The organism is Polaromonas sp. P5_D5 (assembly GCF_054049435.1).
Genome location: NZ_JBFUMJ010000003.1, coordinates 644,012 through 664,501, shown reverse-complemented (window position 1 = coordinate 664,501; position 20,490 = coordinate 644,012). Strand labels below are relative to the sequence as shown.

Annotated in this window: 17 protein-coding genes; 6 read left to right on the top strand and 11 right to left on the bottom strand. The window is 62.9% G+C overall.

Features of this window, described 5'->3' with window-relative positions:
* Positions 1-114: 114 nt before the first annotated feature.
* A complete protein-coding gene (locus tag ACXJKE_RS15920; RefSeq protein ID WP_457281553.1) occupies positions 115-1,158 on the bottom strand; it encodes a type IV pilus twitching motility protein PilT in 1,044 nt (347 codons plus the stop codon).
* Between the two features lie 48 nt (positions 1,159-1,206).
* Between ACXJKE_RS15920 and ACXJKE_RS15915 the strand changes: the two genes are divergently transcribed.
* On the top strand, positions 1,207-1,926 hold the full coding sequence (locus ACXJKE_RS15915; RefSeq protein WP_457281552.1) for a YggS family pyridoxal phosphate-dependent enzyme: 720 nt from the start codon (positions 1,207-1,209) through the stop codon (positions 1,924-1,926).
* 112 nt (positions 1,927-2,038) lie between these two features.
* On the opposite strand, the gene ACXJKE_RS15910 is transcribed toward ACXJKE_RS15915, so the two are convergent.
* From ACXJKE_RS15910 to ACXJKE_RS15900, 3 genes are all read right to left on the bottom strand, one after another.
* Positions 2,039-2,605, bottom strand: a complete 567-nt coding sequence (locus ACXJKE_RS15910; RefSeq protein ID WP_457281551.1) for a DUF3617 domain-containing protein — start codon at positions 2,603-2,605, stop codon at positions 2,039-2,041.
* Positions 2,606-2,684: 79 nt separating this feature from the next.
* A complete protein-coding gene (locus ACXJKE_RS15905; protein ID WP_457281550.1) occupies positions 2,685-3,827 on the bottom strand; it encodes an ABC transporter substrate-binding protein in 1,143 nt (380 codons plus the stop codon).
* 197 nt (positions 3,828-4,024) lie between these two features.
* Positions 4,025-4,504, bottom strand: a complete 480-nt coding sequence (locus tag ACXJKE_RS15900; protein ID WP_457281549.1) for an Lrp/AsnC ligand binding domain-containing protein — start codon at positions 4,502-4,504, stop codon at positions 4,025-4,027.
* 109 nt (positions 4,505-4,613) lie between these two features.
* Between ACXJKE_RS15900 and ACXJKE_RS15895 the strand changes: the two genes are divergently transcribed.
* Positions 4,614-7,613: an L-glutamate gamma-semialdehyde dehydrogenase gene (locus tag ACXJKE_RS15895; RefSeq protein WP_457281548.1), complete on the top strand. Its 3,000-nt coding sequence runs from the start codon at positions 4,614-4,616 to the stop codon at positions 7,611-7,613.
* A 639-nt stretch (positions 7,614-8,252) separates the two neighbouring features.
* On the opposite strand, the gene ACXJKE_RS15890 is transcribed toward ACXJKE_RS15895, so the two are convergent.
* Entirely contained in the window at positions 8,253-9,155 is a 903-nt protein-coding gene (locus ACXJKE_RS15890; RefSeq protein WP_457281660.1) for a LysR family transcriptional regulator, read from the bottom strand.
* A 157-nt stretch (positions 9,156-9,312) separates the two neighbouring features.
* Between ACXJKE_RS15890 and ACXJKE_RS15885 the strand changes: the two genes are divergently transcribed.
* Positions 9,313-10,755 carry an MFS transporter gene (locus ACXJKE_RS15885; RefSeq protein WP_457281547.1) on the top strand — a complete coding sequence of 481 codons (1,443 nt, stop codon included), beginning with the start codon at positions 9,313-9,315 and terminating at the stop codon, positions 10,753-10,755.
* Here ACXJKE_RS15885 and ACXJKE_RS15880 read toward each other — a convergent pair.
* Together ACXJKE_RS15880 and uvrA are read right to left on the bottom strand one after the other, a co-directional pair.
* Positions 10,745-11,674, bottom strand: coding sequence for a DMT family transporter (locus tag ACXJKE_RS15880; RefSeq protein WP_457281546.1), 930 nt, complete (start codon positions 11,672-11,674; stop codon positions 10,745-10,747). The two genes, ACXJKE_RS15885 and ACXJKE_RS15880, sit on opposite strands and share 11 nt — an antisense overlap.
* 65 nt (positions 11,675-11,739) lie before the next feature.
* Positions 11,740-14,778: an excinuclease ABC subunit UvrA gene (gene uvrA / locus ACXJKE_RS15875; RefSeq protein WP_457281545.1), complete on the bottom strand. Its 3,039-nt coding sequence runs from the start codon at positions 14,776-14,778 to the stop codon at positions 11,740-11,742.
* A 212-nt stretch (positions 14,779-14,990) separates the two neighbouring features.
* Between uvrA and ACXJKE_RS15870 the strand changes: the two genes are divergently transcribed.
* Both ACXJKE_RS15870 and ssb read left to right on the top strand, forming a co-directional pair.
* Positions 14,991-16,226, top strand: coding sequence for an MFS transporter (locus ACXJKE_RS15870; RefSeq protein ID WP_457281544.1), 1,236 nt, complete (start codon positions 14,991-14,993; stop codon positions 16,224-16,226).
* Positions 16,227-16,247: 21 nt separating this feature from the next.
* On the top strand, positions 16,248-16,739 hold the full coding sequence (ssb, locus tag ACXJKE_RS15865; protein WP_457281543.1) for a single-stranded DNA-binding protein: 492 nt from the start codon (positions 16,248-16,250) through the stop codon (positions 16,737-16,739).
* Between the two features lie 76 nt (positions 16,740-16,815).
* Here the strand turns inward: ssb and ACXJKE_RS15860 are convergent, their stop codons facing one another.
* The 3 genes from ACXJKE_RS15860 to ACXJKE_RS15850 all read right to left on the bottom strand — a co-directional run bounded on the left by ACXJKE_RS15860 (position 16,816) and on the right by ACXJKE_RS15850 (position 18,811).
* The gene (locus ACXJKE_RS15860; protein ID WP_457281542.1) at positions 16,816-17,205 is read right to left on the bottom strand and encodes a nuclear transport factor 2 family protein; all 390 of its coding nucleotides are present in this window, start codon (positions 17,203-17,205) and stop codon (positions 16,816-16,818) included.
* 4 nt (positions 17,206-17,209) lie between these two features.
* Positions 17,210-18,109, bottom strand: a complete 900-nt coding sequence (locus ACXJKE_RS15855; RefSeq protein WP_457281541.1) for an MBL fold metallo-hydrolase — start codon at positions 18,107-18,109, stop codon at positions 17,210-17,212.
* Between the two features lie 63 nt (positions 18,110-18,172).
* Complete coding sequence (locus ACXJKE_RS15850; RefSeq protein WP_457281540.1) at positions 18,173-18,811, bottom strand: DsbA family protein; 639 nt, start codon at positions 18,809-18,811, stop codon at positions 18,173-18,175.
* Between the two features lie 85 nt (positions 18,812-18,896).
* Here ACXJKE_RS15850 and ACXJKE_RS15845 point away from each other — a divergent pair, with 85 nt between their 5' ends.
* Positions 18,897-19,856 carry a LysR family transcriptional regulator gene (locus ACXJKE_RS15845; protein WP_457281539.1) on the top strand — a complete coding sequence of 320 codons (960 nt, stop codon included), beginning with the start codon at positions 18,897-18,899 and terminating at the stop codon, positions 19,854-19,856.
* Positions 19,857-19,965: 109 nt separating this feature from the next.
* Here ACXJKE_RS15845 and ACXJKE_RS15840 read toward each other — a convergent pair whose 3' ends face one another.
* Positions 19,966-20,427: a universal stress protein gene (locus ACXJKE_RS15840; protein WP_457281538.1), complete on the bottom strand. Its 462-nt coding sequence runs from the start codon at positions 20,425-20,427 to the stop codon at positions 19,966-19,968.
* Between the last annotated feature and the right edge of the window lie 63 nt (positions 20,428-20,490).

The window sequence follows — 20,490 nt, the reverse complement described above, 5'->3', positions numbered from 1 at the left end:
TCAAGCAGGGGCCGCGGAACCGGCTTTGCCGGGCCGCAGGCGCAGCGGCCCCATACGTAAGGAAAGGGGCAGCGCGCCGTAGGCTCGAAGTGACAAGCGTGGGGGCCATAGCTTCTAGCCGGGGAAGTTTTCCGGGATTTTTGCCTTGCCGCGGGCTTCGGCAGCAGAAATCACATTGCGCTTCACCAGTTCGGTCAGGTTCTGGTCGAGCGTCTGCATGCCCACACTGTTGCCGGTCTGGATGGATGAATACATCTGGGCGACCTTGGCCTCGCGGATCAAATTGCGGATGGCGCTGGTGCCCAGCATGATTTCGTGTGCAGCCACGCGGCCCGCACCGTCTTTGGTTTTGCACAACGTTTGCGAGATCACGGCCTGCAATGACTCGGACAGCATGGAGCGGATCATTTCCTTTTCCTCGGCCGGAAACACGTCGATGATCCGGTCAATGGTTTTCGCGGCGCTGGAAGTATGCAGCGTGCCGAAGACCAGGTGGCCCGTTTCGGCGGCCGACATAGCCAGCCGGATGGTTTCCAGGTCACGCATTTCACCCACCAGGATGGCGTCCGGATCTTCCCGCAGGGCCGACTTCAGCGCGGCGTTAAAGCTCAGGGTGTGTGGGCCAACCTCACGCTGGTTGATCAGGCATTTTTTGGATTCGTGCACGAATTCGATCGGGTCTTCCACCGTCAGGATGTGGCCGTACTCGTTTTCGTTCAGGTAGTTGACCATGGCGGCCAGTGTGGTCGATTTGCCCGAGCCGGTGGGGCCGGTGACCAGCACCATGCCCCGCGGTTTCATGGCCAGGTCGCCAAAAATCTTGGGGGCGTTGAGCTGTTCCAGTGTCAGGATTTTGGATGGAATGGTCCGCAGCACCGCACCGGCGCCGCGATTCTGGTTGAAGGCATTGACGCGAAAGCGCGCCAGTCCGTCGATTTCGAACGAGAAGTCGACCTCCAGGAACTCTTCGTAGGTTTTGCGCTGGGTGTCGTTCATGATGTCATACACCATGGAATGCACCTGCTTGTGGTCCAGCGGATCGATGTTGATGCGCCGCACGTCGCCGTGAACCCGGATCATGGGCGGCAAGCCTGCCGACAAATGCAAGTCAGACGCCTTGTTCTTGACGCTAAAAGCCAGCAACTGCGTGATATCCATCCCGGGACCCTTTGAAAATGGTTTTCAAACTAAGTTTACAGTTCGATTATGACCACGATTGTGCGCAATCTCCAGCTTGTCCGTGACCGGATAACCACGGCCTGCGTAGCTGCCGGGCGCAATCCGGCGAGCGTACGGCTGCTGGCGGTCTCCAAAACCTTCGGTGCGGACGCCGTGATCGACGCAGCGTCGGACGGGCAGCGCGCCTTCGGCGAGAACTACATCACCGAGGGCGTGGAGAAAATTGTCGCCCTCCGCGCCTGGCAAGGCGCTCAGGCACAGGGCACTCCGATTGCGCTGGAGTGGCATTGCATCGGCCCGGTTCAGAGCAACAAGACCCGTCTCGTGGCTGAGCATTTTGACTGGGTGCAGTCGGTCGATCGCCTAAAAATCGCCCAGCGGCTGAGCGAGCAGCGGCCGCCCGGTTTGCCGCCGCTCCAGATCTGCCTGCAGGTCAACGTGGATGACGGCGCCAACAAGTCGGGCGTGGCGCCTGAGGATGTCCTGGCGCTGGCGCAGGCGGTTGTGCAGCTGCCGAACCTCACCTTGCGCGGCTTGATGGCAATACCGGAGCCTGCTATCGATTTTGTAGCTGCTTGCGCTGTCCACGCGCGGACAAAAGCCATTTTTGACGAAATCAATGCTTCAGGTGCGTTGCCTGCACCCATGGATACGCTGTCAATGGGCATGACCGCCGACCTGGAGGCGGCGATCCATTCGGGCAGCACCATGGTGCGCGTAGGCACTGCGATCTTCGGCAAGAGATAGGCCCCCACGGTCGCTCACTTCGTGTAGCTCCCTGCCCCCCGAGGGGGCCGCTGCGCCTGAGGCCCGGCAAAGCCGGTTCCTCGGCCCCTGCTGGTGAAGAGATCTCCCTCGGTTATTTCTTCGGTGGAGTGATCGGCTTGATCGTGCCGCAATCAGCCGACAGCCATTTGCCTGCAGCATCCATGGTCATCTTCTCGGGCTTGCCTTTGACGGTGGTCGTGGTGTTCATCTTCATGGTGTAGGCGGTGTCGCCGTTGAAGGTCATCACACCTTCGCCGCTGGAGGGCGGTTGGGTGCACACATAAGAAATCTTGATGGTGTTGCCGCTGCGCGGCGACTGGGTGGTTTTGCAGTCGCCTTGCTGCTGCTGGGGCATTTCGTTGCGCTCGGCCATTTCCTTGGTGATGCACATCTTCATGCTCATGCCACCGCCGGCGCCGGGCCCCATGGACATGCCCTGTTTGCCCATCATGTCCTGCATCTGCTTGCGCTGCTCGGGCGACATGCTGGCCAGCTGCTTTTCCATGTTGGCCATGGCTTTTTCCATCTCGCCGGAGCTTGATTGCATCTTGCTCGTCATTTCCCACAGGCCTGGTTTGGTGGTCTGCGCAGAAACCCCGGCGGACAGGGCCAGCGTGACAACAGCAAGGGCGGCTGGAAAGGGGGTAGAAAGCTTCATGGGTGTTCCTGGTGAATGGCAAACAGGGGATGAGCCCGCATTATTGCCAGCATGGGCCGTTTTGCAAGCTCGGGTGCCGTCAGCGCATGAATTTTCCGCCGCGCCCGATGATGGTGAGGTCGGTGAAGCGGGAGCCCTCGTGATTTTGGGGGCCGTAATTCACGGTGAAGCCACCCATGTTGTAGTCCCGCATGGACTCCAGCGCCGTCACCAGGCTCTCACGGGTCAGGTTCTTGCCGGCGGCCCGGCGCAAGCCCTCGGTAAAAACCTTGGCCACCAGAAAGCCTTCCATGCTGGAGAAGTCAAAGTCCTTGTGGCCACCCTCTGCCATGCGTTGCTGGTATTCACGCACGATGGCCGATGAGGGTGTGTAAGGGAAGGGCATCACCTGCGAAATCGTCACGCCCGCCCCGGTGTCGCCCAACTCTTCAGCGAGCGCCTTCGAGCCGACAAAACTCACGTTGAAAAACTGGCCGCCGTAGGCCTTGGCCCGTGCCTGCCGGATCAGCGCGGCGCAGGACCTATAGGCGCTGATCTGGATCACGGCCTCGGGCGTGACCTTGAGTATTTCTGCCAGCGGTGCGGCAACATCCACGCTGTTGCGCTCAACCGTGACGCTGGCAGCCGGCTTGAGGTTGCGCCGGGTCAGCGCCCGCATCACGCCTTCCAGCCCGGCCTTGCCGTAAGAGTCGTTCTGGTAGAAGACCGCGATTTTGGTGATGCCGACGGTGCTCAGGTGCTGCACGATGCGCTCGGTCTCGTCAAAGTAACTGGCGCGCACGTGGAACAGGTTCCGGTTGAAAGGCTCGCGCAGGCCCTGCGCGCCGGTGAACGGCCCCACCAGCGGGATGCCTGCCGCATTGATGGCCGGCACCGCAGCCAGGGTGGTGGGTGTGCCGACCGAACCGATCAGCGCGAACACCTTGTCTTCTTCGATCAGGGCCTTGACCGCGGCAGCGGCCTTTTCAGGTTCATAACCGTCGTCCCGCGAAACCAGTTTGAGGGTGCGGCCGTTGATGCCGCCGGCGGCGTTGACGGCATTGAAGTGCGCCAATATGCCCAGTTGCATGCGCTTGCCCAGCTCGGCGGCGGGGCCGGTCTGGGCGGCGAATTGCCCGACGCGTATTTCGGTATCCGTCACGCCGATTTCCGCCGACTGCGCCGCTGCGGCGACAAGCACCCCCACCAACACGCCCAAACGCCACCATGGCTTGTTTTTCATCAGGGTCCTCCGTTTTTTTCGTGGTGATGGTTTTTTCACCATCTGCATATGCAACTTCTTGCATATGTGCACTGCAAGGTAGTCCAATGCGCACGGCTTGGCAACGCGGTTAGTCCGGGTGCGGCTGGATTTGAGCGGGAATCCGTGAGAAAAGTGCCGCTAACGCGGCCTTTTCAGGCGGGCAGCAGATGCCCGGCCTAGACCCCCAGCGCCAGCCGGGTGGTATTTTTCACCTCTTCCATCACCGCGTAAGTGCGGGTTTCGCGCACACCCGGCAGCTGCCACAGCACGGTGCCGGCAAAAGAGCGGTAGGCCACCATGTCGGCCATGCGGGTTTTGAGCAGGTAGTCAAAGCCGCCGGCCACCATGTGGCATTCGGAAATTTCAGGGTGAACCTGCACCGCCGCCTTGAAGGCTTCAAACACATTGGGCGTGGTGCGGTCCAGCAGCACTTCGACAAACACCATCATGCCGGCGCCCAGCTTGAGGGGGTTGAGCAGGGCTTCGTAACCCAGGATGTAGCCGTCCCGGCTCAAACGCTGCACGCGGGCCAGCACGGCCGTGGGCGACAGAGCCACGCTCTCGGCGAGCTTGAGGTTGGAAATCCGGCCGTCCTGCTGCAGGACATTCAGGATTTTCAGGTCAATGCGGTCAATTTCGGGTGAGGCTTCAAACATGCGTAGTGAATTATTCGGTGAAATTCGTAAATTTAGCGGGAAATTCAGCAACATTCAACAGAACATCATCGTATTGACTGAATAACCGCCATTTACCGTGAAAACCTCCATGAATCACTTGAAACCTGCATCTCCGCGCCTGCCCTTCCCGTACCGCCCCGAAGCCGACATCGTGGCCGCGCACCTGCAGCGCCTGGCCGGGGCGCTCGACTGGGCGGCGGCGGCGCACTCCGCCCAGCCCTGGGTGCAAGCCGTGCGTGACAACCCGCCGCCGTTCTGGGCCATGGAAAGCCTGCTCAAGGAATACCCGATCTCCAGCGCGGAGGGCTTGGCCCTGATGCGGCTGGCCGAAGCTTTGCTGCGTGTGCCGGACGCCGAAACCGCGATTGCCCTGACGGCTGACCAGCTCGGCCGCGCTGATTTCGACAGCGCTGGCGATGGAGTGATGGCACGGCTGTCGGCCTCGGCCATCGCCATGTCCAAGAAATTCCTGCCGGAAGGCGGCCAACCCCACATCATGAGCAAGCTGGGCGCGCGCACGGTGGTGGCGGCGACCTTGCGTGCCGTGCAACTGCTCGGCCGGCAGTTTGTGCTCGGGCAAACCATTGCCGATGCGATGGCCGAGGCCGATGACAGCCGCAAAAAAATTCCCAACCTGCGTTTCAGCTACGACATGCTGGGCGAGGGTGCGCGTACCGATGCCGACGCGTTGCGCTATCTCGCCAGTTACACGGGCGCTATCAAATCAATAGCTGCTGGCGCTCGTCCGGTGGGCGCTACCGAGCAAAACGACGGTATATCCATCAAGCTCAGCGCGCTGCACCCGCGCTACGAAGATGCCCAGCGCGAACGCGTGATGGCCGAGCTGGTGCCGCGCGTCTGGGGGCTGTGCGAGCTGTCAGCCCGGGCCAATATCAACCTCACCATCGACGCCGAAGAGGTCGACAGGCTGGAGCTGTCGCTGGATGTGTTTGAGGCTTTGGCCGCGCTGGTGGCCCAGCACCACCCTCAGTGGCAGGGCTTTGGCCTGGCCATGCAGGCCTACCAGACCCGCGCTCTGGAGCTGATCGAGCACATCGCTGCCATTGCCCGCAAATACCGGCTGCGCCTGATGTGCCGGCTGGTTAAAGGAGCCTACTGGGATTCGGAAATCAAGCGCGCACAGGAGATGGGCCTGCCGCACTACCCGGTGTTCACGCACAAGCACCACACCGATGTGTCGTACCTCGCCTGCGCGCAGGCCCTGCTGGCCGCGCCGGATGCGATCTACCCGCAGTTTGCCGGCCACAACGCGGCGACTATCGCGGCGATTTTGCAGATGGCATCCCGCAACGCAGTTCCCTTCGAGCTGCAGCGTCTGCACGGCATGGGTGAGGGCGTGTTCCGCGAGGTGCTGAAGAACCCGCTGATCAGCTGCCGCGTGTACGCGCCCGTGGGCGCCCACCGCGACCTGCTGGCTTACCTGGTGCGCCGCCTGCTGGAGAACGGCGCCAACTCGTCCTTTGTGCACCAGCTGGCCGACGAGTCGGTCGGCATGGGCGAGCTGCTGACCTCACCGATGCGGCTGGAGCCCGAATCGTCGCTGTCGCTGCCACCCGCGCTGTACGGCCGGGGCCGACCCAACAGCCTGGGGCTGGACCTCACGGTCGAGAGCATGCGCGCACCGCTGCTGGCCGCGTTGGCCACCACGCCGGTGCCCGTCGTGCCAGAGTTTGATGTCAAATCGGCCACCAGGGCAATAGTGACGGGCGCAAGCAGCTATCAAAAATGGAGCAAAGTGCCCGTTGCCGAGCGTGCCGCCATCCTGCGCCGTGCCGCCGCCGCGATGGAGCAGCAGATGCCGAAGTTCTGCGCATTGCTGGTGAAAGAGGCTTTCAAGACCTGGGGCGATGCGGTGTCTGAAGTGCGCGAGGCGGTGGACTTCCTGCGCTACTACGCCAATGAGGCCGAGCGCATCATGCAGCCAGTCGCGCTGCCTGGCCCCACCGGTGAAACCAACGAGCTGCGCCTGTCGGCACGAGGCGTCTGGGTCTGCATCAGCCCCTGGAATTTCCCCCTGGCCATCTTCACCGGCCAGGTCGCGGCAGCGCTGGCCACCGGCAACGCCGTGATGGCCAAACCCGCCGAGCAAACGCCCGGCGTGGCCTGGGAGGCGGTGAAGTTGCTGCACCAGGCCGGCGTGCCCGAAGGGGCGCTGCAACTGGCGCACGGCGCCGGCGAAACCGTGGGCGCAGCGCTGGTGGCGGCACCGCAGGTGGCCGGCGTGGTGTTCACCGGCTCCACCCAGGTTGCCAAGATCATCAACCGTGCGCTGGCTGCCAAAGACGGCCCCATCGTCCCGCTGATCGCCGAGACCGGCGGCATCAACGCCATGCTGGTGGACAGCACGGCCCTGCCCGAGCAGGTGGCCGACGCGGTGGTGCAGAGCGCGTTCCGCTCTGCCGGCCAGCGTTGCTCGGCGCTGCGCCTGCTGTGCGTGCATGAAGGCATCGCCGACCACGTGATCGAGATGATCAAGGGCGCCGCGCAGGAGCTTGTCGTGGGCGAGACGGCTGACCTGGCAACGGACGTCGGTCCGGTGATTGACCGCGAAGCCTTTGACAACATCCAGAAGCATCTTCAGCGCCTGGGTTCAACGTCAAAAGTGCTTGTAAGCCATAAGAGACGGGCGCAAGCAGCTCCTGATTCGATAGCAAATGTCATTCCCCCCGCAGCCTTTGAGGTGCGCAGCCTGGCCGAAGTGAAAGACGAAATCTTCGGCCCCGTACTGCAGATCGTGCGCTGGGGCAGTGGCGAGCTGGCCACGCCGGAGGCCGTGATCGAGCAGATCAACGCGCTGGGCTACGGTCTCACACTCGGTATCCAGACCCGCATCGACTCGCGCGCACAGGCACTCGCGGCCAGCGCCCACGTCGGCAATATTTATGTGAACCGCAACATGATCGGTGCGGTGGTCGGGGTGCAACCCTTTGGTGGTGAAGGTCTGTCCGGCACGGGTCCCAAAGCGGGTGGACCGCATTACCTGTATCGCTTTTGTGCTGAGCAGGCTGTGACGGTGAATACGACGGCGGCGGGAGGGAATGCGGCGCTCCTGGCTGGAGGGGCTTGACGGCGGGTCGCTGTTTGTTCCGACGGGGGAGGTTCTTTGCTGAGGGTGGTTGGCCGGGGTCGCCCGGCAGGCGACTCACTTTTCTTTGCTTCGCCAAAGAAAAGTAAGCAAAAGAAAGGCGACCCTGGTTCCTGCGTCCCTTCGCTTCGCTGCGGGCAACCTGCGGTGCTCGGTCCAGCCGGGGTCAAAAACAACTCGCTTCGCTCAAACAAGTTTTTGCCCTGATCCGTCTGGACCTCCGCTCCTCGGCGCATACACAAGGGGGTGGGAGAGGAATACCGAACACCTGAAGAAACAAGGACACGCCATGGCGTGTCCTTGTTGGTATTGGAGTTGGTATTTGTCTTCAGTCCCCGCTCCCGATTGCCCCTTCTGTCTGCGCCGAGGAGCGCAGGGTCAGGCGGATCAGGGATCGCGATTGTCTGAGCGAAGTGCAACGTAGCGAGTTCGAGCGAGACCCCGCCTGAACCGAGCACCGCAGGTTGCCCCGGAGCGCAGCGCAGGGGACGCAGACAGCAGGGTCGCCTTTTCTTTGGTGACTTTCTTTTGGCGAAGCAAAAGAAAGTTACTTGCATGCCGGGCAACCCCCGGCCAGCAACACTCAGCAAAGGGCTCGGCCACAACATCACCAACGCTCGATCAGGCGAGGGGCCGCCCCGCACAAACCTCCCGAACACAACCCCGCAGCCACCGATGCCCCGGATCCGCATCCAGCCGCGGATGCCAGAGCAACGACACCGTGATCTCCGGCGTGGAGACCGGCAGCGCAAAACTGTGCATTCCGGCGCGCAGGTTTCCGGTGTGCCGTTCAGGAACCGTGGCGATCAGGTCGGAAGCCCGGGCCAGTGCCAGTGCCGCCGCAAAACCACCGACGATGGTAGCGATTTCCCTTTCGAGCCCGAACGGGTGCAAGGCTTCATCCACCGGCCCCTTGCCCTGGCCCCGCCGCGAGACGTCGATATGCCTGCCGGCGGCGTAGCGGGCGGGCGTGACCTCGCCCTCGCCCAGCGGGTGTCCCATTCGTACGACGCCGATGAACCGGTCCCGGAACAAGGCCTGCACGCGCAGCTCCGGTGCCGCCGTCTTTCCCACAACGCCTGTTTCCAGGTCGACGGTCCCGTCGCGAAGCGGCGTGCTGTCCTTGTCGAGCTTCTGTACGAAGCACAGCCGCACGCCGGGTGCTTCATCCGCAACGCGTGCAATAAGCTCCGGCCCGAAGTTCTCCACAAAACCTTCGCGAGTGCGCAGCGTGAACGTGCGGACCAGCTGTTTGAGCTTGAGTTTTTTGGCGGGGCGCAGCACCGCTTCTGCGTCTTGCACAAGCTGGCTGACGCGCTCACGGAGTTCGACGGCCCGCGGCGTGGGAACAAGACCGCGCCCAGCCCTGACCAGCAGCGGGTCGCCGGTCGTTTCGCGCAATCGGGCCAGCGCCCGGCTCATCGCTGACGGGCTCAGCCGCAGGCGCCGGGCTGCGCCCGCCACGCTGCCTTCCGCGAGCAGCACATCCAGGGTGACAAGAAGGTTGAAATCGGGCGCAGCCATGCATCGACCATAGCGCAATTTGGCCATGACATGGCGTTAAACGCACTCATAAAGTGCAAATGGTGCGTCTTCCGCCATGCCAGGTAAAAAACTACGCTCCCGGAGAGCTCCATTTCGGGGAGCCACAACCCCTTTACCGCTTGCCCACTGGACTACCTTGACCACTCCCCTTGCACCCACCCGCCCATCAACAAACGCCAACGCGGAACCGGCGCCGTCTGTCCGATGGGTACTGGCCAGTCTTTCGCTGTCCATGCTGCTGTCCTCGCTCGGCACCAGCATCGCCAACGTGGGTTTGCCGGCGCTGGCTCAGGCGTTCAACGCCTCTTTTCAGGAAGTGCAATGGGTGGTCCTGGCTTACCTGCTGTCCATCACCGCCCTGATCGTCAGTGCCGGACGGCTGGGGGACCTGATGGGCCGAAGGCGCTTGCTGCTGGCCGGCATCTTCCTGTTCTCGCTGGCCTCGGTCCTGTGCGGTGTCGCGCCCACGCTCTGGCTGCTGGTTGCCGCCCGGGCGGTGCAAGGCCTGGGGGCGGCAGTGATGATGGCGCTCACCATGGCGTTTGTCGGCGAGGCGGTTCCGAAGGCCAGAACCGGCAGTGCCATGGGGTTGCTCGGCACCATGTCCGCGGTCGGCACCGCGCTGGGTCCATCGCTGGGCGGTGTCCTGATTGCTGTATCGGGCTGGCAGGCCCTATTCTTCATCAACGTACCGTTGGGCATCCTGACTTTTTTCCTGGCGCGTCGCTACTTGCCTGCTGACCGCAAGGAAGGGAAGAAGGAGCGCCCCCATTTTGATCACCTGGGCACACTGCTGCTGGCCCTGACGCTCGCAGCCTACGCCTTGGCCATGACAACGGGGCGCGGTCATTTCGGTCCGCTCAACATGGCGCTGCTGCTGGCGGCTGTTATCGGCGTCGGCTTTTTCGTGCTCGTCGAGTCGGAAGCGAAATCCCCTCTGGTCCGGCTCACGACGTTCCGCGCTCCAGGCTTGAGTGCAAGCCTCGGCATGAACGCGCTCGTTGCGACCGTGATGATGGCGACGCTTGTCATTGGCCCGTTTTACCTGTCCCGTGCCCTCGGCCTCAACGCCGCGCTGGTCGGCATCGTCATGTCGATAGGCCCCGTCATTTCCGCATTGAGCGGCGTTCCGGCTGGCCGCATGGTGGACCGCCTGGGGGCGCCGTTCATGGCCATCATCGGACTCATCGCCGTGGCTACCGGCGCAGCGGCGCTGGCCGCGCTTCCGGCGATGTTCGGTGTCGCGGGCTACGTGGCCGCCATCTTCATCCTGACCCCGGGATATCAGCTGTTCCAGGCCGCCAACAACACAGCGGTCATGACGGACATTCCTGCGGACCAGCGGGGTGTCATTTCCGGCATGCTCAACCTGTCGCGCAATCTGGGCCTCATGACCGGTGCCTCCGCGATGGGGACCGTGTTCGCGTTTGCCTCGGCGGCGGACATCACCACCGCGGGTGCCGGGGCTGTTGCCACCGGAATGCAGGTCACGTTCGCGGTTGCAACGGTGCTGGTTGTCATCGCAATCGCCATCGCTGTCGGGGGCCGCTCGCGCGTAAAACCCAGGCTCAGCCGGTAACTTTCTCTTCCTTCGTCACCAGCCAGATCCCATAACAAACCAGCAACAAGGCCAGGCCGTTTTTCCACTCCAGGAAGCGCTCATCCAGAAACACCGCCGACAGCAGTGTCCCAAAAATCGGTATCATGAAATTGAACACGGTGATCATGCTCACGCGGTTGTACTTCAGCAAAATCGTCCACAGCGAAAACGCGGCCGACGACAGCACCACCAGATACACCATCAGCAAAGTGGACTTGAGCGTGAAGCCCGACAGCGTGCCGCCGGTGGCAACACCGATCAGCAGCAGGGCAAGGCCGCCTATGGCCAGTTGCCAGCCCGTCAGCACCACCGAGTCCACGCGCTGCGACACCTTCTTGCCGTAAATGCTGGCGGCCGACAGCACAAAAGCGGCAATCACCACAAAGCCTTCGCCGAGCAGCGTGAAATCGAAAGCCGGCAGGCCTTCGCTGAAGTTCACCACCATGACGCCGGCAAAGCCCACCACGCAACCCAGCACCTTGTTGAAACTGAGCCGGTCATTCTTGTAGATGTAATGCGCCAGCAGCACGCTGAAGAAGGTGCCCGTTGCATTCATGATCGAGCTCTTCACGCCGGTGGCGTACGCCAGGCCGATGTAGAAGAACACGTATTGCAGGCTCGTCTGCGTGAGTCCCACCAGCGCCACCTGGCCGAAGGTGCGGCGGTCCAGCTGGAACACCGGTTTTTTACTGATGGCCGCAAACACCAGCAGCACCAGGCCGGCAAAAATAAAGCGCCAGCCCGCAAACACCAGCTTGGAGGGAATGTCGTTGGCCGCAATATGAAACAGCGCATAGCCGTTCTTGATGGCCGGGTAGGCGCTGCCCCAGAGCAGGCAGCACAAGGAGGCCAGCAGAAAAACCACTTTGCGCCGGGTGAAAAAAGTGGAACTGTTCAAACCGGGATTCCGTGAAAAGAAGGCCGCGTCCGGACGCGGCAGACGCCAGGACTTGGCAGGGAAACTCAGAGCAGGCGCGCCAGGTACCGTCCGGTATGGCTGACCGGGTTAGCGGCGATGTCTTCCGGTGTGCCAACACCCACCACCGTGCCGCCGCCGGCGCCGCCCTCGGGCCCCATGTCGATCAACCAGTCGGCAGTCTTGATGACGTCCAGGTTGTGCTCGATCACCACAATCGTGTTGCCTGCGTCGCGCAGCTGGTGCAATACCTTGAGCAGCAGGTCGATGTCGGCAAAGTGCAGGCCGGTTGTCGGCTCATCAAGGATGTATAGCGTGCGGCCGGTGTCGCGTTTGCTCAATTCCAGCGCGAGCTTCACGCGCTGCGCCTCGCCGCCTGAGAGCGTGGTCGCGGCTTGGCCCAGCTTGATGTAGGACAGGCCCACGTCGAGCAGCGTGTGCAGTTTGCGCGCAATGGTGGGCACGGCCTTGAAGAACTCGGCTGCCACCTCGACGGTCAGGTCGAGGATCTGCGCGATGTTCTTGCCCTTGTACTGCACTTCCAGCGTTTCGCGGTTGTAGCGCATGCCTTTGCAGACATCGCAAGGCACATACACATCGGGCAGAAAGTGCATTTCGACCTTGACCACGCCATCGCCCTGGCAGGCTTCGCAGCGGCCGCCGGCCACATTGAAGCTGAACCTTCCGGCGCCGTAGCCGCGTTCGCGCGCCGTGTTCATCTCGGCCATCAGCTCGCGGATCGGCGTGAAGAGGCCGGTGTAGGTGGCCGGGTTGCTGCGCGGCGTTCGGCCGATGGGCGACTGGTCGACGTTGATGACCTTGTCGAAATGCTCGATGCCTTCAATGGCTTCGTGCGGCGCGGGCTCTTCGTGGGCGCGGTACAGCGTGCGCGCCACAGCGGCATACAGCGTGTCGTTCACGAGCGTTGATTTGCCCGAGCCCGATACGCCGGTCACGCAGGTCAAGAGGCCCACCGGGAATTCGACGCTCACGCCCTTCAAATTGTGGCCGGTGGCGTTGATGACGCGCAGGGCCTGCATGTCGCCCAGCGTGGCCTGGTGCACGGCTTCGCGCGCGGCGCGGCGCTCGGCGGCCGGGCTTTGCGGAAAGCGCGAGACTTTCTTTTTCTCCGCCGCTTCCACGGCCTTGACCGTCGGCAGCCAGGGTGTGCGGCGTTTGGGCACCGCGATCTTCAGCGTTTGCGCCAGGTACTGGCCCGTGAGCGAGTCGGGGTTATTCTTGACTTCGTCAAATGTGCCTTGCGCCATCACGCGCCCGCCGTGGATGCCGGCGCCCGGTCCCATGTCGATCACATGGTCGGCCGCGCGGATCATGTCTTCGTCGTGCTCGACCACCAGCACGCTGTTGCCGATGTCGCGCAAATGCTTGAGCGTACCGATCAGGCGGTCGTTGTCGCGCTGGTGCAGGCCGATGCTGGGCTCGTCGAGCACATACATCACGCCGGTCAGGCCCGAACCGATCTGCGAGGCCAGGCGTATGCGCTGGGACTCGCCACCCGACAGTGTCTCGGCGCTGCGGTCCAGGCTGAGGTAATTGAGCCCCACGTCGTTGAGGAACTTCAGGCGCAGGCCGATCTCGCGCACTACCTTGGCCGCAATTTCGGCCTTGGCACCCTGCATCTTCAGCGCGTTGAAATACTCGAAACTCTCGCGCAACGTTGAGTGGCTGATTTCATAGATCGCCTTGCGCCCAGGCTTGCTGCCATCGGGCACCGATGCGTCAACGCCGTCTTCAGGCGCGCTCACCAGGTACACGTGGCGCGCCTCGGTACGCAGGCGCGTGCCTTCGCAGTCAGGGCAGGGCTGCACGCTGCGATAGCGGGACAGTTCTTCGCGCACGGCGGCGGAATCGGTTTCGCGGTAACGACGCTCGAAGTTGGTGATGACGCCTTCGAAGGGATGCTTCTTGGCGATCTTCTTGCCGGCAAAGTTGCCCGAATCCATCACGTAGCTGAACTTGATTTCTTCCTCGCCCGAGCCGTACAGGACAACCTGCCGCACGTTGTCGGGCAGGTTTTCAAAGGCAGCGTCGATGTCGAATTTGTAGTGCTTTGCCAGGCTTTCCAGCATCGAGAAGTAGTAGCCGTTGCGGCGATCCCAGCCCTTGACGGCGCCGCTGGCCAGGCTCAGCGACGGGAAGGCCACCACGCGTGCCGGGTCGAAAAATTCCATATGACCCAGGCCGTCACAGGTGGGGCAGGCGCCGACGGGCGAGTTGAAAGAGAAGAGCCGCGGCTCCATTTCGCTCAGCGAGTAGTCGCAGACAGGGCAGGAAAACTTCGCGCTGAAGAGGTGCTCTTTGCCGGTGTCCATTTCCATCGCGATCGCTTTGCCGTCGGCCAGGCGCAGTGCGGCCTCAAAGCTTTCGGCCAGGCGTTGCTGCAGGTCTGCGCGCACCTTGATGCGGTCAATCACCACATCGATGTTGTGTTTTTCGGTTTTCTTGAGCTTGGGCAGGTCGTCAAACTCATAGGCCGTGCCGTCGACGCGAAAGCGCACATAGCCTTGCGACTGCATCTCGGCAAATACGTCCACAAATTCGCCCTTGCGGTCGCGCGCCACCGGCGCCAGGATCATCAGCTTGGTGTCTTCGGGCAGCGCCAGCACCGTGTCGACCATTTCGCTGACGCTTTGGGCCTGCAGCGGCAGGTCGTGGTTTGGGCAATAGGGCGTGCCGGCCCGCGCAAACAGCAGGCGCAGGTAATCGTGAATTTCAGTCACCGTACCCACGGTGGAGCGCGGGTTGTGCGAGGTGGCTTTCTGCTCGATGGAGATCGCGGGCGACAGGCCTTCGATCATGTCCACGTCGGGCTTGTCCATGAGCTGCAGGAACTGCCGCGCATAGGTGGAGAGGCTCTCAACGTAGCGGCGCTGGCCTTCGGCGTACAGCGTGTCAAAGGCGAGAGACGACTTGCCCGAACCGCTCAAGCCGGTAATCACCACCAGCTGGTTGCGCGGAATGTCGAGATCGATATTTTTAAGGTTGTGCGTGCGCGCGCCGCGGATGCTGATCCGCTGGGCCGCGAGCACTTTGGCAAGGTATTTGCTGTCGTCAGGAGAGTTCAAGATGTGGCAGCCGCAAAACTCTCCATCATAGACCGAAGCACCGTTTCAAGCACAATAGCCGGTTGGGCAAGCCACGGGCTGCCGTGGGCTTGCCGCTCCCAGTCGGTCAATCCCGGGTTATTGCCCCGTTTTGGAGCTTTTCTAGCTATTTTTTGGCCGCTTTTGCCCTTTTAATCCCCTTGACTGCGCTTACAGCCCCCATGTCGTTTCCCATGACCGCCACCGAGCGGCGCGCCAGCGTTTCGCTGGCTTCGATCTTTGCGCTTCGCATGCTCGGCCTCTTTTTGGTGCTGCCGGTGTTTGCGCTGGAGGCGGCCAAATACCCGGGGGGCGATGACCCGGCCCGGATTGGCCTGGCCATGGGTATTTACGGCCTGACGCAGGGCATGCTGCAAATTCCTTTTGGGATCGCTTCGGACTGGTGGGGGCGCAAGCGTGTCATCGTTTCCGGCCTGGTCATTTTTGCGCTGGGCAGCCTGATCGCCGCCTGGGCGCCCGACCTGAACTGGCTGATCGCCGGCCGGTCGTTGCAGGGGGCGGGTGCCATTTCGGCTGCCGTTACGGCGCTGCTGGCCGATTCCACCCGCGACGAAGTGCGTACCAAGGCCATGGCGCTGGTGGGCGGCAGCATTGCCCTGATGTTTGCGCTTTCGCTGTTGGCCGCGCCTCTGCTCGCCGGCGCTATCGGCCTGCACGGGCTGTTTGCCCTGACTGGCGCACTGGCACTGGGCGGCATTGCCGTGGTCGTCTGGTGGGTGCCACCCGAACCGGTGGAGCACGTCAATCGGCCGCGCGGCAGCGTGGTGGAGGTGCTAAAGGACACCGCGCTGCTGCGGCTGAATTTCGGCGTGTTCGTGCTGCATGCCGTGCAGCTGGCCATGTGGGTGGCGATTCCGGCTTTGCTGGTGAATGCCGGGCTCGACAAGGCCGCGCATTGGCAGGTCTACCTGCCGGCGGTGCTGGCCTCTTTTGGGGTGATGGGGGCTACGCTGTTTCCGCTGGAAAAACGGGGCTACCTGCGCGCCGTGTTCCTGGGGGCTGTCGGCCTGGTCCTGCTGGTTCAGCTGGGCTTGCTCTGGGTGGCGTCGTCTACCTCGGCGCCGGCCAGCCTGGGCATTCTGGCCGTGCTGCTGTTCCTGTTTTTTTGCGGCTTCAACGTCCTGGAAGCCACCCAGCCCAGCCTGGCCTCCCGGGTGGCGCCAGCCCATGCCCGCGGCGCGGCGCTGGGGGTGTACAACACCTTGCAGTCGCTCGGTTTTTTTGCCGGCGGCGCGGTGGGCGGCTGGATCACCAAGGTGCACGGTGCCCAGGGGCTTTTTCTGTTGTGCGGCGGCCTGATGCTGGCCTGGCTGCTGGTGGCCTGGCCCATGCGGGCGCCCGGCCGGCACGGGGCCGCGGCTGTTACAGACGGCCATGGCACCGCATCGGGCCAGCCAGTTAAACTCTAAGTTAGATCAGGAGAACACCCCATGGCATCCGTCAATAAAGTTATCGTCGTCGGCAATCTGGGCCGGGACCCCGAAATGCGCAGCTTCCCCAGCGGTGACCAGGTCGCCAACGTCACCATTGCCACCACTGACAAGTGGAAGGACAAGCAGACGGGTGAAATGAAGGAGGCCACCGAATGGCACCGCGTGGTGTTCAACGGCCGTCTTGCTGAAATCGTCGGCCAGTACCTGCGCAAAGGCTCGCAGGTCTATGTCGAAGGCAGCCTGCGCACGCGCAAGTGGACCGACAAGGACGGCCAGGAAAAGTACACCACCGAAATCCGTGCCGACCAGATGCAGATGCTCGGCAGCCGTCAGGGCATGGGCGGCCCCGGCGGTGATGACGGTGGCGGTTATGAAGCGCCGCGCCAGTCCGCACCTGCTGCACGCCCGCCGGCCGCCGCACCGCGGCCAGCTCCGGCAGCCAAGGCCGCCAGCGGCTTTGACGACATGGACGACGATATCCCGTTCTAAATACAAACAGTCTTTGTCGATGGAGGCCCACTGTTCGAGAGGAGAGTGGGCTTTTTGTTTGCAGGTGCCCGGATGATCAGCTCATCGCCTGACGGACAAGCAGCGTGTCTGTGAATTGCTCAAAGGCCACGACCTTCCCGCCCCGCAGGTGCCAGACATGGGCCACACGGGCCTGCATGTCCTTTCCCGTGGCGCGGTAAGTGCCGTGGTAGCTTCCCACCCCGAGGATGTGGTCACCACCGTCGACGAGGCTTTGCAGTTCGAAGCGATAACCGATCCAATCCCTGCCCAGCACGGCAAAGACGTTGTCGACAACCGCTTGCGGCCCGACCCAGGTGCCCGCGCAAGGAAAGCCCGCCATCTCGGTCCAGCGTACCTGGGGCGAGACATGGGCCATCATCTCCTGGACGTTTCCCTGGGCCGACGCCGCGTAATGGGCACGGACGATGTCGATATTCGACATCATGGTTTCAACCCCACTTCATCTCGCCCTTGGCGACTTTGGCGCCAATTTGCAACGCCACGCCCATGCCGGCGTTCGGGTAGCGCCGGGTCATGGCCGCGATGAGGGCACCGCTGTCGGCGGCCTTGGCCAGCACTTCCTCGAAAGCCACGAGGTAGTCGCGGGTGTATTGGATCGCGCTTGCGTCCACCGCCGCCGTGACCGCCATGTGGCCGGGGACCACCACGGCGGGTTTGCGCGCAGCCATGGCATCAAGCGTCTTCACCCAAGCCGCACGGGCCTCGGCGCCCTGCGTGTCGGCGGTCCATACATGGACGCCGGAGAACAGCAGCACGCCGCCGAAGATGGCGTTCAGCGAAGGCACCCAGATGTAGCGGCGGTTGGCCAAGCCATCCGCATCGACGATTTCAATGGCATGGCCTTCCAGGGTGAGGCTGCGGCCGTCGAAGGCCTGGGGCATCACGATGTCCGCCAGCGCCTGTGGGCCGTTTTCCTTGAGTTGGGGGCCCCAGGTTGCCAGTTTCTTTTCCACGTTGCCCTTGATGGCCGCGATCGTGGCCGGTGCCGCGATCACCTTGGCGTCGGGAAACGCCGCCTTGATAGGCGCCAGGCTGAAGTAGTAGTCGGGATCGCTCTGGCTGATGTAGATGGTCGTGAGCTTTTTGCCGGTGGCCTTGATGGCCTCGGCCAATGCCTTGCCGTCGGGAAGCGTAAAGCCCCCGTCGATGAGGACAGCCTCGCGTTCGCCGGAGATCAGCACCGGGGCGCGGAAGAATCCGTGTTCGCCGGCGGGGAAATGTTTCCAGGTCAGGTTGGTATTTGCAGCCATAGCGCTTTTCACTCCTAAGATGGCCGTCGCGACAGCCGCGCCGGCTACAGTTTTGATTGCTTCTCTTCGTGTTGTCATGGTTTTTCCTTCTTCTTGAACAGTTAACTGAAATGGGTTGCGGGGGTGGAGGCGGTGCCGGGCTCAAGCAGCCTCGAGCTCGCCTGCCAGCGCGCGCGGGTTGGAATAAAAATCGGCGTTATTCAAGACCCAGCGCTGCGCGCCGGATTCAGCAACCAGGGTGGGCACGCCCTGCGCGCCGAACTCCCGCATCAAGGCCTGTGCGCGGTCCATGCGGGCCCGGTTGGCGACGAGAAGATCCTCTTCGGGTTGCTCCACCATTGCGGCGGCCTGCTCGAGGCCGAGCCCGCGCAGAACGCCGGCCAGCGTTTCCAGTGAGGTCGTGTCCTTGCCATCCACGTAGCGCGCATTCTGGATCGCCTTGAGGGCTTCCAGTTCCCGGCTCGGCGCCGTCAATGACACGGCGGTCAGTGCCACCGTGGCGGGGCCGCTGTCAAACAAGCGCTGGCGATCACCGAGAACCTGCTCGCGGTACTGCCCGGTGAAGCGCTGCCCCGTCAGGCGCTCGATGCGCTGGTCGTTGGACCAGGCATAGGCGGCGAAGTCACTGTTCATGGGCCGTGCGCCCTCGCCGGCGAACAGCCCGGTCGGCAGCAGTTCGATGCCGACAGCGGGAGTTTCAGCCAATGCCGAGAGCGCCGGCATGGCGCCGTAGCACCAGCCACATAGCGGGTCGAACAAGTAATAAAGGGTTTTGGTCATGGTTTCTTTGGAGTTCTTTGCTCACTGGTTGTGATCGTAGGCACGATCCATTGACTGTTAAAGACATCTCTGATAAACACAATGTATGTTTAAAGCAAACAATCAAGATGAAGGTGGCCTCGGCGGGCTGGGAAGCCTGAGGCGCCTGGCCTACTTCGCGGCTGTGGTGGAAACCGGCTCCTTCACCGCGGCTGCGGATCGCCTGGGGATCACCAAGGCGGTGGTCAGCCAGCAGGTTGCGCGGCTGGAGCGCGAATTCCGCACGTCGCTCCTTGTGCGCACCACACGCAAGGTGCAGCCCACCGAACTGGGGCAAGCCTTCTACCTGCGTTGCGCGCTGATCCTGCGCGAGGCCGGGGATGCCTTCGACGACCTGGCGGAAACCTCAGCGGAGCCGTCCGGCATGCTGCGGCTGACCGCCCCCTTCGACTATGGTGTCGGCGTGGTGGTGCCGGCTATCGCCGCCTTTACCCGGCGCTACCCCGCGTGCAAGGTCGATGCCGTCCTCACCGACCAGACGCTGGACCTCATGTCGGGCAACATCGAACTCGCAATACGTGTCGGCTGGCTCGCTGAAACCAGCCTGCAGGCGCGAAAAATCGGTTCTTTCCGGCAACTGCTCGTGGCGTCGCCGGCCATGAAGCCGCAAGTGGCGCGGCTGACCGGCCCGCAAGACATCGCCAGCTTGCCCTTCATCGCCAACACCGCGCTTCGCGACCACCTGACATGGAATTTCTCGCTCAACGAGCGTGAGCGCCAGGCCGTTAGCGTGCAGGCCTCGATTTTTCTCGACGCCACGCTTGCCGTGCGCGAAGCCGTGTTCCAGGGCGCGGGGCTTTCGGTGCTGCCGGACTATGCGGTAGCGGGTGATCTGTCGGCCGGCCGTCTCATCCATGTCCTGCCGCAGTGGCATCTGCCTTCGGGCGGTATCCATGCGGTGTTTCCGGCCGCGCGCTTTCGTCCCGCGAAGGTCCGTGCCTTTGTCGACTTGCTGGCAGACAGAGAACAGCAACGGCAGGCCGTCAGCGCGTCAAATGAAAGCTGACGCCCAGCCTGGCGCGTGGTCGACATGGCGACGATATTCCGCTCCGAGGATTGCTATCATTTTGATAGCTGCTCGCGCACGCTTATTGTGCACTGCAGCTATTTTTCGTTTAAGCCTGCGCTGAAGGCGCGTCGCGGACGACCAGGACGGGCACCGGCGCCAGCCTCAGGATCTGCTCGGCGCCACTGCCCAGCAGCACCCGTCCCAGGCCGCGCCGGCCGTGGGAGCCGACCACGATGAGATCGGCATTCCAGAGCTTGGCCGCCTCGGCCACCGACTCTCCCAGGCGTTTGCCCGGTTCATCGCAAAGCAACTGGCTTGCAGTGACTCCGGCCGACCCGGCGATGGCCGTCGCATCCGTCAGGACTTTGGCGCCGCTTTCGCGCATCATGCCGACCAGATCGGCCGACCAGGTGCCATAGGGGTCGACTCCACCCAGGTAAGCCGCCTCATTGAAGGCGTGCAGCAGCCGTACGCTGGCGCTGGTTTCCCGCGCCATCGCCAGGCCGGCGACAAGGGCCTTGTTGGAGGTGTCGCTGCCGTCCACGGGAATCAGGATTCGCTTGAACATGGTGAATGCCTCATGTGAGTTGAAACGTTATCCATGGTGGCGATTTTGGGGAGCAGCATGTTG

What these genes read in the sequence shown, in the direction of transcription:
- ACXJKE_RS15870 (WP_457281544.1), top strand. Translation starts at nt 14,991, where the DNA reads ATGACCGCCACCGAGCGGCGCGCCAGCGTTTCGCTGGCTTCGATCTTT.
- ssb (WP_457281543.1), top strand. Translation starts at nt 16,248, where the DNA reads ATGGCATCCGTCAATAAAGTTATCGTCGTCGGCAATCTGGGCCGGGAC.
- ACXJKE_RS15840 (WP_457281538.1), bottom strand. Translation starts at nt 20,427, where the DNA reads ATGTTCAAGCGAATCCTGATTCCCGTGGACGGCAGCGACACCTCCAAC.
- ACXJKE_RS15910 (WP_457281551.1), bottom strand. Translation starts at nt 2,605, where the DNA reads ATGAAGCTTTCTACCCCCTTTCCAGCCGCCCTTGCTGTTGTCACGCTG.
- ACXJKE_RS15895 (WP_457281548.1), top strand. Translation starts at nt 4,614, where the DNA reads ATGAATCACTTGAAACCTGCATCTCCGCGCCTGCCCTTCCCGTACCGC.
- ACXJKE_RS15915 (WP_457281552.1), top strand. Translation starts at nt 1,207, where the DNA reads ATGACCACGATTGTGCGCAATCTCCAGCTTGTCCGTGACCGGATAACC.
- ACXJKE_RS15905 (WP_457281550.1), bottom strand. Translation starts at nt 3,827, where the DNA reads ATGAAAAACAAGCCATGGTGGCGTTTGGGCGTGTTGGTGGGGGTGCTT.
- ACXJKE_RS15845 (WP_457281539.1), top strand. Translation starts at nt 18,897, where the DNA reads ATGTTTAAAGCAAACAATCAAGATGAAGGTGGCCTCGGCGGGCTGGGA.
- ACXJKE_RS15900 (WP_457281549.1), bottom strand. Translation starts at nt 4,504, where the DNA reads ATGTTTGAAGCCTCACCCGAAATTGACCGCATTGACCTGAAAATCCTG.
- ACXJKE_RS15850 (WP_457281540.1), bottom strand. Translation starts at nt 18,811, where the DNA reads ATGACCAAAACCCTTTATTACTTGTTCGACCCGCTATGTGGCTGGTGC.
- ACXJKE_RS15890 (WP_457281660.1), bottom strand. Translation starts at nt 9,155, where the DNA reads ATGGCTGCGCCCGATTTCAACCTTCTTGTCACCCTGGATGTGCTGCTC.
- ACXJKE_RS15855 (WP_457281541.1), bottom strand. Translation starts at nt 18,109, where the DNA reads ATGACAACACGAAGAGAAGCAATCAAAACTGTAGCCGGCGCGGCTGTC.
- ACXJKE_RS15920 (WP_457281553.1), bottom strand. Translation starts at nt 1,158, where the DNA reads ATGGATATCACGCAGTTGCTGGCTTTTAGCGTCAAGAACAAGGCGTCT.
- ACXJKE_RS15860 (WP_457281542.1), bottom strand. Translation starts at nt 17,205, where the DNA reads ATGATGTCGAATATCGACATCGTCCGTGCCCATTACGCGGCGTCGGCC.